At 35.6% G+C, this 10,596-nt stretch carries 9 protein-coding genes; 7 read left to right on the top strand and 2 right to left on the bottom strand.

Translation table 11 applies throughout. The annotated features are described in order from the left end of the window. Positions 1-138: 138 nt before the first annotated feature. Positions 139-588: a DUF1573 domain-containing protein gene (locus tag VB264_RS24605; protein ID WP_323254013.1), complete on the bottom strand. Its 450-nt coding sequence runs from the start codon at positions 586-588 to the stop codon at positions 139-141. Positions 589-972: 384 nt separating this feature from the next. On the opposite strand from VB264_RS24605, the gene VB264_RS24600 reads away from it, so the two are divergent. The 3 genes from VB264_RS24600 (at position 973) to ftsA (ending at position 5,818) form a co-directional block, all read left to right on the top strand. Beyond that, positions 973-3,306 carry an alpha-ketoacid dehydrogenase subunit alpha/beta gene (locus tag VB264_RS24600; RefSeq protein WP_323254015.1) on the top strand — a complete coding sequence of 778 codons (2,334 nt, stop codon included), beginning with the start codon at positions 973-975 and terminating at the stop codon, positions 3,304-3,306. A 239-nt stretch (positions 3,307-3,545) separates the two neighbouring features. Further along, a complete protein-coding gene (locus tag VB264_RS24595) occupies positions 3,546-4,301 on the top strand; it encodes a cell division protein FtsQ/DivIB (protein ID WP_323254011.1) in 756 nt (251 codons plus the stop codon). A gap of 134 nt (positions 4,302-4,435) precedes the next feature. After that, positions 4,436-5,818: a cell division protein FtsA gene (ftsA, locus tag VB264_RS24590; protein WP_323254008.1), complete on the top strand. Its 1,383-nt coding sequence runs from the start codon at positions 4,436-4,438 to the stop codon at positions 5,816-5,818. A gap of 43 nt (positions 5,819-5,861) precedes the next feature. Here the strand turns inward: ftsA and VB264_RS24585 are convergent, their stop codons facing one another. After that, complete coding sequence (locus VB264_RS24585; RefSeq protein WP_309921818.1) at positions 5,862-6,281, bottom strand: nucleoside-diphosphate kinase; 420 nt, start codon at positions 6,279-6,281, stop codon at positions 5,862-5,864. Positions 6,282-6,505: 224 nt separating this feature from the next. Between VB264_RS24585 and VB264_RS24580 the strand changes: the two genes are divergently transcribed. The 4 genes from VB264_RS24580 (at position 6,506) to VB264_RS24565 (ending at position 10,476) form a co-directional block, all read left to right on the top strand. Next, positions 6,506-7,531, top strand: a complete 1,026-nt coding sequence (locus tag VB264_RS24580) for a DHH family phosphoesterase (RefSeq protein WP_309921821.1) — start codon at positions 6,506-6,508, stop codon at positions 7,529-7,531. A 57-nt stretch (positions 7,532-7,588) separates the two neighbouring features. Then, a complete protein-coding gene (locus tag VB264_RS24575; RefSeq protein WP_323254005.1) occupies positions 7,589-8,455 on the top strand; it encodes an FKBP-type peptidyl-prolyl cis-trans isomerase in 867 nt (288 codons plus the stop codon). 247 nt (positions 8,456-8,702) lie between these two features. Next, positions 8,703-9,584, top strand: coding sequence for an FKBP-type peptidyl-prolyl cis-trans isomerase (locus VB264_RS24570; RefSeq protein WP_323254003.1), 882 nt, complete (start codon positions 8,703-8,705; stop codon positions 9,582-9,584). A gap of 13 nt (positions 9,585-9,597) precedes the next feature. After that, positions 9,598-10,476, top strand: a complete 879-nt coding sequence (locus tag VB264_RS24565; RefSeq protein WP_323254001.1) for an FKBP-type peptidyl-prolyl cis-trans isomerase — start codon at positions 9,598-9,600, stop codon at positions 10,474-10,476. Positions 10,477-10,596 lie beyond the last annotated feature (120 nt).

The following is a 10,596-nucleotide window of genomic DNA, read 5'->3' as shown; positions in this document are numbered from 1 at the left end:
TAGCGGAAGAGGTTTGAAAAGTGCCTTTGCCATGATTGAAGATTTACATAGCTAAAATACTAAATATCAATAACATAACAAAAAAAGACTGCCAATTACTTTTTGGACAGCCTCTTTTTCTAAAATTTTAGAAAAATCTTATTTTGTCGATTTCTTTTTGGCTGGAGCTTTTACAGGTGCTACAGGAGCAGCTGGAGCAGCAGATTCAGCAGGAGTACCTTTAGAAACAACTTCGCCTTTAAATGATAAAACAATTTGTGGAGTTTCAGCATTACTTATTACAGTAACTGTTTTTGAAAAACCACCAAGACGACCAGCCGAGCTAAATGCTGCTGTTACCTTACCAGTTTTACCAGGCATTACAGGCTCTTTAGTCCAGTCTGGTGTTGTACAACCGCATGAAGGAGAGGCATTAGAAATAACAACTGGAGCAGTACCTGTGTTTGTAAATTCAAAAACGTGAGTAGCTACAACGCCTTCTTCTATTTTACCAAAATCATGAGATTCTGATTTGAATTTAATCACTCCTTGAGCATTAGCAAAAGAAGCAACAAATACCAATGCGAAAACGAAAAGTAATTTTTTCATATTAGCTTTAATAGTTTTGTTTTAAAATGATGTTAAAATAAATGTGAAAATTATTATAATTATAACAAAGTGTTAAACGATGCTTTAAAATGAAAATTTTGATTAATTTAATAAAAATTAACCTTAATTCACAAAACAAAAATAAAGTCTTATAGATGCTTTACAAAATGTTTTATAGGTTTTAACAAATCATTAACAAGGGTATAAATTACTTTGTTGAAAGCTTTACATTTGTTACCCTAATTAATTTTTGTTATTTTTGGTACTGAAACTTATATATTATCGTTCATTTTTACCCATCTCACTGTCTTGGAAAACACACTTCTGTCAGAAACAATAGTATTTACCAAAGAATCAGTCTTGACTGATTACAAGGTTGCTCGCATGAGTCGTGAGTGTAGCCTTATTGTAAGAAAGGAAGTTTTTGCAGGGCGTGCTAAATTTGGAATATATGGTGATGGTAAGGAGCTTTGTCAACTGGCTTTAGCTAGAGCAATGAAAGCAGGAGACTTTGTTTCAGGATATTATCGTGACCAAACCATTGTAGCCGCAGTTGGCGATATGACTTGGACGCAATACTTCTCTCAATTATACGGACACCCAGACATTGCATTCGACCCACACACAGGAGGAAGAGCCATGAATAATCATCATGCAACCCGATGGCTAGATGAAGTAGGAGAGTGGGTTGACCAAACAAAATTATTTAATTCTGTCGCAGGTGTTTCTTCAACCGCTGGGCAAATGCCGAGGGCAGTTGGGTTGGCATATTCTTCAAAATTATATAGACAGCAACCAGAACTTCAGGAAATTTCAGAAAAATTTACCCGTAATGGTAATGAAGTATGCTTCTCTACTATTGGAGATGCTTCTACCTCAGAAGGAATGTTTCTGGAATGTGTGAATGCGGCGGGGGTGTTACAAATTCCTTTGGTGATGTCAGTATGGGATGATGGCTTTGGTATATCTGTTCCTTCTGAATATCAAACAACAAAATCGTCTATCTCCAAAGCTTTGGCTGGTTATCAAAGAAATGAAGATGGGGCTGGCATAGAAATTTTTACGGTAAAGGCTTGGGACTATGTCGCTTTGATGGAAACATATCAAAAAGCAGCAACATTGGCCAGAGAATACCACATTCCGTCTTTAGTACATGTAGAAGATGCTACACAACAGCAAGGTCATTCTGCCTCAGGGTCACATGAAAGATATAAGTCTGCGGAAAGACTAAAATTTGAAGTGGATTTTGATTGTAATTTAAAATTCAGAGAATGGATTATTGCTGAAGGAATTGCTACTGAAGCAGAGTTGGAAAGCATTGATAGTGAAGCAATCAAAGAAGCGAAAGCATGCCAGAAAGCTGCTTGGACTGCTTATATGACCTCAATAAAGCCAGAAAGAGAAGATTTACTTTCTTTGTTATACCAAGCTGCTGCTGAAAGTGAAAATGGCGTTGAGATTAAAAAAATAGCGGAGGAATTACGCAAAGCTGTTAATCCAATTCATCATGAGAATGTAGTAGCCGCTAGGAAAGCACTGAGAGCTTTACGATTGGAAAACTTTTCTACTAAGCAAGGTTTAAAAAAATGGCTTGAAGAAACTGATGCTAAGAATGACCAACGATTTAATTCTAGTCAGTTCAGTATTTCGAAATATTCGCCATTGAAAGTGCAGGAAATTAAGCCAGAGTATGAAATTAATTCCCCACTTTTAGATGGAAGAGAGATTTTAAATAAAAATTTCGACCATTTGTTCAGTACAGACCCCAGAATTTTTATTTTAGGGGAAGACGTGGGGAAAATTGGGGACGTAAATCAAACATTGGCAGGTTTACAAGAGAAATTTGGAGCGTTGAGAATAACAGATACTGGTATCAGAGAAATGACCATAGTAGGTCAAGGAATTGGTGCCGCAATGAGAGGGCTACGTCCAATCATTGAAATACAGTATCTTGATTATATATTTTATCCTTTTGCTACTTTATCAGACGATTTAGCGTGTTTGCAGTATAGAACAGTAGGAGGACAAAAAGCACCCTTGATTGTTAGAACAAGAGGACACCGCTTAGAAGGAATTTGGCATTCAGGCTCGCCCATGTCGGTTTTATTAGGGGGCTTAAAAGGAATCCATTTGTGTGTGCCAAGAAATATGACACAAGCAGCAGGAATGTATAATACATTATTAAGTTCGGATGACCCAGCAATCGTCATTGAATGTTTGAATGGCTATCGATTGAAAGAAAAATTGCCAGTCAATCTGTATGAAACAAAAGTACCATTGGGTGTGCCAGAGGTAATTCGTCAAGGAAGGGATATTACCATTGTTACTTATGGTTCAATGTGCAGAATTGTGATGGAGGCCGCTCGCCAATTAGAAAACATGGATATTTCTATAGAGGTAATAGATGTACAGACATTGATGCCATTTGATATTTCGCATAGAATTGTTGAATCGATTAAGAAAACAAATAGAGTAATATTTGCTGATGAAGATATGCCAGGCGGAGGTTCGGCCTATATGATGCAACAAGTATTGGATGGACAAAATGCCTATAGGTATTTAGATGCCAAACCAGTTTGTATGGCGGCTGTGCCACATCGACCAGCTTATAGTTCAGATGGCGACTATTTTTCTAAACCAAACGTTGAGAATGTAGTGGATACGGCCTACCAATTAATGGCAGAATGTTATCCTACAAAGTTCCCAGCTATTTATTAAAGATTTTTGTACTGTGATACTTTTTTATATTTAGAAAAACAGAAGAATTAACACTTTTTCCACTTTTTTAGGTACTTAATTGCCTTTTAATAAATAATTTGAAGGTTTTAAGTTATTTTTTTTAATTTCGTATGGTTTTTTCAAACTTTTAGAAATTTTCATAGTATAATGATTAGTTTCATTAGGGTATGAATAGGCTTTTCTAATTGCTTGATAACAATAACCTTAATTAAATTACATTGAACCCCTTACGAAAAATTAAAAAATGGATTTGGCCAACAGTACTAGCTATAGTCTTACTGTTGATTGTAATTTATGCTGAAAATGTTCATCATCATCAGAAATGTAAGAAGATAAATGTAAGAATTGAAGGGGCAAATGAAAGTAAATTAGTAACGGCTAATGAAATATTAGCCATTGTTAGCCCGAATGTAGTGGATAGCCCAGAGGGGAAACCTTTTGATAAGATTGATTTTAAGAAAATAGAAAAAAAAGTTAGTTTAAATAAATTAGTAAAGTCGTGTCAGGTTCACCGAGATTTAAGCGGAGAAATGACAATAGATATTGTAGAACACACACCACTCGCCCGAGTATTATTTAATAAAAGTTCAGATAGTTACGTAACAGAGAAAGGCGATTTTATCGGTATTTCTCAGCATTTTACTCCCAGGGTTTTACTGCTCTCGGGAGGGTATTTTGAAAAAATACAAAATTTAAAAGAAATAAAAAGTAAACCTATCTTAGAACTAATCAATGCAATCAATGAGGATACTTTTTGGAAAGCTCAAATAACACAATTAATCGTTGAGAAAGATGGTGGGATTACAATGGTGCCCGAACTAGGGAATCATGTGATAGAATTTGGAATGGGCATTGATATTGAAGCAAAATTTAAGAAAATTAAAATTTTTTATAAGGATATTTTGCCCGTAAAAGGGTGGGATACCTATCATAAAGTAAGTGTAAAATACAGAAATCAGATTATTTGTGAGTAAAAATGGCATTTTACCATAAGCTTTATTATTCGGTAAATAATTATCCAATAAGAGTAGTTACCTTAGGTGGCTTATTGGGAAAGTTTATTGTGGAGCTATTTTTTTTATCACAAATTATTTAAATTCTACCTTCCATGAATGAAATAATCGTTGGACTTGACATAGGCAGTAAGCAAGTAAGTGTTGTTGCTGGCAGACTTGACAGTTTGGGCAAGTTGGAGATTCTTGGTTTGGGTAAAGCCGATACCACTGGAAGAGTCTCCAAGGGTGTCGTGTTGAATGTCAATAAAACAATAGAAGCAGTTCAGTCTGCTATTGAGCAAGTTGAAAACCAAGCTAACATTCATATCAGAGGAGTTGTAGCCAGTATCGCTGGTCCCAACATACATAGTTCAAAACATAAGGCTGGTATTACCAGACAAACTCGTGGTGAAGAAGTAACTGTTACAGATGTTGACCAAGTTGCCAATGATGCCCAGCGAACTTTTATTTCGCAGGGTAATGCTATTGTACATAATTTACCTCAGGAATATTCTGTAGACTCTGCCAATGGTATTCAAGAACCAGTAGGTATTAGTGGATTGAAATTGCAAGGCGAATTTTTAATGATTGTTTCGCCACAAGCTGAGTTGGATAAAACAAAACGCTGTATTGAACGCTCAAAAGATAAAATGGAGATTGAAGGTGGATTGGTTTATTCTCCTTTGGCTGCTTCATTGGCTGTATTGACAGAACAAGAAAAGAAAACAGGCGTTGCCCTAGTTGATATAGGAAGTGGAATTACAGAAATCGTAATTTACTATAAAGGAATAGTTAGGCATGTAGCAGTACTACCATTTGCAGGAGATTCAGTTACTACTGATATTGAGCAGGGATGTGGCGTATCTGTAGAACAAGCAGAACAATTGAAAGTGAAATTTGGGTCGGCTATTGCGGAAGAAGTAGCTATCGAAGAGGTAGTTTCTATCCCGAGTGCTAATGGACGTAAGCCTAAAATAGTTTCGGTAAAAAATATTGCCATCATCATTGAAGAAAGACTCAAAGAAATTATGACATTGGTCGTAGCCGAAATCACTCGTTCGGGCTACTTAAATAGAATCAACTGTGGTATTGTTATCACAGGAGGTACTGCGCAAATGCCATATATCGATCAGCTTTTTGAAAGAGTAGCACAGAGAGACGTAAGAATTGGTTATCCTAACGAAAACTTGGGGAGATCGTTTACCGAAGAAATTAAAAATCCAACTTATTCTACAGCTGTAGGCTTGGTTTGGAAAGGAATCAGAGAAATAGACGAACGCGAAGAAGGCTATAAAATACTTAGAAAAGATGCGCCTGTAATTATACCAATTGTACCAATCAATAATAATACGGGTATTAATAAAAATGGTAGAGAAAATACCAAAACTGCTGAAACCAACGGAAAGAAAAGCTCATTGGGCTTTTTTGGAAAATTGAAGCAAGCGGCAAGTAGAATTATTGGAGAAGATTTGGGGGATAATGATAAATACGAGTAGTAAAATAATCCTTGCTACTCATATTTATCATTAACATCATATTTTAGAATTGCTCGATACCTCCGAAAAAGAAGAATCCTTCTATTGATGCATTCTCATCTGAATCAGAACCATGAATAGCATTTGCTTGAACTGATTTAGCAAAAGCTTTACGAATAGTCCCTTCTGCTGCATTAGCAGGGTTTGTAGCTCCTATCAAAGTACGAAAATCTAATACTGCATTTTCTTTTTCCAAGATGATTGGAATAATTGGCCCCGACGACATATAGTCGCATAATTCACCATAAAAAGGTCTTTCAGCGTGAACTGCATAAAACTCTCCTGCTCTTTCCTTAGTAAGTAGCGTTTTTTTGATAGCTACAATACGGAAACCAGCTTCTTCAATCATTTTAATAATTGCTCCCGAATTACCTTCAGCTACCGCATCGGGCTTAATCATTGTAAAAGTTCTGTTAGTTGCCATATTTTGGATTTATGAAATGTGTGGAATGTAATTTTGAAGTCATTGAAATGCATTAAATCTTATTAAAAGGTTCTAAAACTGATTTTAAATAGATTATTTCTGCAAAATTACGACAAAGCTGTAAGGTTTTAGAAACCTTGCAGCTTTTTTTGTGGAGAATTCTCGCTAACTTTGCTATTCATTTTTAGAATAAAACATAATATCCTGATAATCAATCGTATATAATGCAAAATCTTGAAGCCTTTCGTGAGTTGATAAATACGCCCAAAAAAATTGTAATTACAACCCATTTTAAACCCGATGCAGACGCACTAGGGTCATCATTAGGCCTAGCAAGATATTTAAAAAAGAAGGGACATCAAATTACAGTAATCACGCCATCTGATTACCCTAAATTTTTATTTTGGATGCCTAACAATGAGGAGGTCATCAATTATGAAGATTATAAATTAAGAGCAAAATCTAATAAATTAATTGCTGAGGCTGAAGTGATTTTTTGTTTAGATTTCTCGGCACTATCACGTATTGAAAGTATGACCGAGCCTGTTAGGCAATCGCAGGCAATCAAAGTGATGATTGACCATCATACTTTTCCTGAAGATTTTGCCCAGTTTAGTTATCATGATACCAATGCCGCTGCTACTGCACAGTTAATATTCCAGTTAATTGTTCTTTTAGGAGATGAAGCTTTGTTAGATGTGGCTATTTGTGAATGCTTGTATGCAGGAATAATGACAGACACTGGCTCGTTCCGTCATCCAAGTACTACGCCAGCCGTGCATAGGATTGTAGCAGACATTATGGAAATAGGCGTTAATACCAATCTGATTCACCGTAGAATCTATGATAGTACTACTGCCGAACGCCTAAATTTCTTAGGCTATGTGCTTTCGGAAAAACTAGTAGTGTTGCCAGAATACAGGGTTGCCTATTTTACTGTTACTGAAGAAGAACTAAAGCGTTTTAATTCACAAACTGGCGATACAGAAGGCATTGTAAATTATGGTTTACAAATTGAAGGAATGGTGATGTCGGCTATTATTGTAGATAGACCCGAAGCCGTAAAAATGTCTTTCCGTTCTGTGGAAGAGTTTGCTGTAAATAAAATAGCTTCAAAATATTTTAGTGGCGGAGGACACAAAAATGCCTCTGGTGGAAAAACTACAGGGATTGGTTTAGATGCAACCGTCGAAAAATTTATTAGTATATTACCAGAGTATCAATCAGAATTATTGGCAGTACCCCTTTAAAAATAAAAACTCTTGTTGAGTCATAAAACAAAAATAAAATCAATAAAATCAAACAAAATGTTAAAAAGAATCAGTGTTGTATTGTTTGCTGCCAGCATGATGGTTGCATGTAACAAGAATCGTGTAGAAGTAAAAGACGGAGTGAAAATCCAAATTCATAGTCACGATGACAAAGCAAAAAAATTAAAAGACGGAGATATCATTTCGTTTACTGCTAAAATTCAAAACTCAACTGATTCTGTTCTTCAAGAATCTTCAGCTTCTCAGCCAGCACGTGCCATGTTACAACCTGCTGGAGTATCAGGTTTCAAAGGTTCTTTTGAAGATGGATTACGCTTACTTTCAGTAGGCGATAGTGCAACAATTTTTGTTCCTGTAGATTCTTTGGCAAAAGGTGGACAACAATTACCTCCATTCTTAAAGAAAGGTTCAGATTTAAAATATACAGTTAAAATCTTGAAAGTACAGTCTAAAGCTGATTTTGAAAAAGATATGGCTGCTGACCAAGCAAAAGCAAAAGCAGAGGCTGAAACACGTAAAGCTAAATTACCAGAATTGATGGCTGATTATGTTAAGAAATCTGGATTAGCATTCAAAACTACTCCATCAGGTTTACAATATGTCATTACAAAAGAAGGTACTGGCGAAACACCAAAAACTGGTGATGTTTGTAAATGTATGTATGTAGGAAAGTTTTTAGATGGAAAAGTATTTGACCAAAGCCCAAGTCCATTAGATATGCCTATTGGTGGTATGATTCCTGGCTTCAATGAAGCATTGTTGATGATGAAAAAAGGCGGAAAAGGTACTTTCTTGATTCCCCCTCAAATAGGATATGGCGAAGCTGCTCAAGGTCCGATTCCTGCAAACTCTGCTTTAGTATTTACTGTTGAAGCAATCGATTTCAAAAAAGGAGGACAATAGCCCTTACAAGAAGGTAAGTACGAAGGACAATGAAGTAGAAAAAATTAAAAGTATAGCCCAATGAGGCATAATTTTAATTTTTTCAAAGATTTTATTGTACTTTTTTGCTTACCTTTTTTGTTTTATGCCATTTTAACAGTTTTTAACGAATTAACAGCAATGGATTTCGTTATTTTGCGTTTCATTTAGGAGTTTAGTTTCGTTATGATTTAACGAATAACTGATAATCAAATAACAGTCAGTAATGATGAAGTTCAAATTATTAAACCTTTTAGTGTTTGGGGCGCTAGTGTGTATGCTCAGTTCATGTCTTTCAACAGTTGTATTGGAAGAGAATGTAATCGACCAACAAAACGAAACACAAATTCAGCAGTATATCAGTAGTAAAAGCCTAACGATGCAAAAAGCTTCAAATGGGGTTTATTATGCTATCAGTAAGGCAAACCCTAGTGGTCGCCAAATAATATTGGGAGATACTATTAGCGTGCATTATGTAATTACAAGACTAGATGGTGTTAAAATTGATAGCTCGTCAGTACTAACCAATAAGCCTTTTACGTTTTATCATAACGGAGTAAATACTAATATCTTTTTGAAATTTCTTTATTTAATGCACGAAGGTGAAACGGGTTCGTTTATTTTACCTTCAAGATTAGTTGGCGGAGGAGTAGCATTTCCGAATCTAGCGGCGAATCAACCAGTGCGTTGTGATATTTCATATTTCTACACTTTCGGCGAAGAAGCCGATATTGACCACTATATTGCTAAAAATAAGATTACAGTTACTGAAAAAACAACCGAAGGTGTTAGATACATCAAAACAAGAGATGGCTCGGCAGATTTAATTTCGGGAAAAGTAGCTAAGATAAAATACACAGGTAAGTTCCTGAGCGGAGAAGTCTTTGATACCAATGTTGGTAAAACAGACTCTTTGAGTTTAACGGTTGGTTCATCATCAACTTCATTTGTGACTGGCTTCGTAGTTGGTATTAATAAAATGAAGTTAGGTGAAAAAGCAACATTAATTTTCAGGTCTGCTTTGGGATATGGTTCAACTGGTAATACAACAATACCGCCATATACCCCCCTTATTTTTGAAGTCGAAATAGTAGCATTAAAGGATCAATAAAAATAAATAAATTATGAACAAAAGTACATTTTGGCTGATGCTGGCTAGTATAGTAGGTTTACTAAGTAGTTGCATGAGCTCAGGAGAAGATACAACACAGAGGTATCTTGACAATGAGAACAAAGTAATTCAATTCGGTAAAGATAATAACCTGACTCTTACCAAAGATGCTAGCTCTGGAGCTTATTACAACCTGACGACTATTAATGCCACAGGAAGAAGCCCAAAGGCAACAGAATTAGTAAAAGTTTATTATACCTACAGAAAGTTGGATGGAACCTTGCTTGATAGTACAACATCAGTGCCTGTTAGTTACCCATATCTAACTTATAGTAGTCTTTTAAATGTCCCTGTTAGTTTGTTGAAAGAAGGCGAAAAAGGAGTATTTATTTTCCCAGAAACAAGCCAGTATACAGAACCAACAATGTTAACGATACAGTTAATTGCTACTCGTACAGAAGTAGAGCAAGTGAGTGAATTTGTACAGACTAAATATGCAGGTTTAACGGTTAACTCAACTAGTAGTGGCTTACAATATGTTCTTACTAAAGTAACACCTACTGGAGATTTGGTGAAGGCTGGACAAACGATTACAGTGAGCTACACAGGAAATTTATTATATCCTACTAAGAAAAGAGATAATAATGGCTTTTATATTTATAATGGACAGTTTGATACAGGAAGTTTTAGCTTTGTGTTAGGACAAGGTTCAACGGTTGCAGGTTTTGAAGAAGCTGTTTCTAAACTGAAATTAGGAGACAAAGGTAGTTTTGTTTTTCCTTCGTCATTGGGTTATGGTCAAGCAGGAAGTTATGATAGTTCAAAAGGAGTTTATACTATCCCTCCATATTCGCCATTAAATTTTGAAATAGAAGTTACTGCGGTTAAATAAATGGTAGTCCTAAAAATGTAATGCTTTATTTATCTTTGTCATAAAAAAGGTAAAATGAACTGTAGTCATTGTGGTAGTGTAACAACGAAGAAGAATGGTCATACCCATTATGGGAAACAA

Source organism: Arcicella aquatica (assembly GCF_034928825.1).
Taxonomy (GTDB): domain Bacteria; phylum Bacteroidota; class Bacteroidia; order Cytophagales; family Spirosomataceae; genus Arcicella; species Arcicella aquatica.
Note: the sequence above shows the minus strand (reverse complement) of the source record. Positions and strands in the feature narration are given on the sequence as shown.

Bases quoted from the DNA above. Each gene is read 5' to 3' on its own strand.
- VB264_RS24580 (WP_309921821.1), top strand. From the start codon at position 6,506: ATGCAAAATCTTGAAGCCTTTCGTGAGTTGATAAATACGCCCAAAAAA.
- VB264_RS24605 (WP_323254013.1), bottom strand. From the start codon at position 588: ATGAAAAAATTACTTTTCGTTTTCGCATTGGTATTTGTTGCTTCTTTT.
- VB264_RS24585 (WP_309921818.1), bottom strand. From the start codon at position 6,281: ATGGCAACTAACAGAACTTTTACAATGATTAAGCCCGATGCGGTAGCT.
- VB264_RS24600 (WP_323254015.1), top strand. From the start codon at position 973: ATGAGTCGTGAGTGTAGCCTTATTGTAAGAAAGGAAGTTTTTGCAGGG.
- VB264_RS24570 (WP_323254003.1), top strand. From the start codon at position 8,703: ATGAAGTTCAAATTATTAAACCTTTTAGTGTTTGGGGCGCTAGTGTGT.
- VB264_RS24575 (WP_323254005.1), top strand. From the start codon at position 7,589: ATGTTAAAAAGAATCAGTGTTGTATTGTTTGCTGCCAGCATGATGGTT.
- ftsA (WP_323254008.1), top strand. From the start codon at position 4,436: ATGAATGAAATAATCGTTGGACTTGACATAGGCAGTAAGCAAGTAAGT.
- VB264_RS24565 (WP_323254001.1), top strand. From the start codon at position 9,598: ATGAACAAAAGTACATTTTGGCTGATGCTGGCTAGTATAGTAGGTTTA.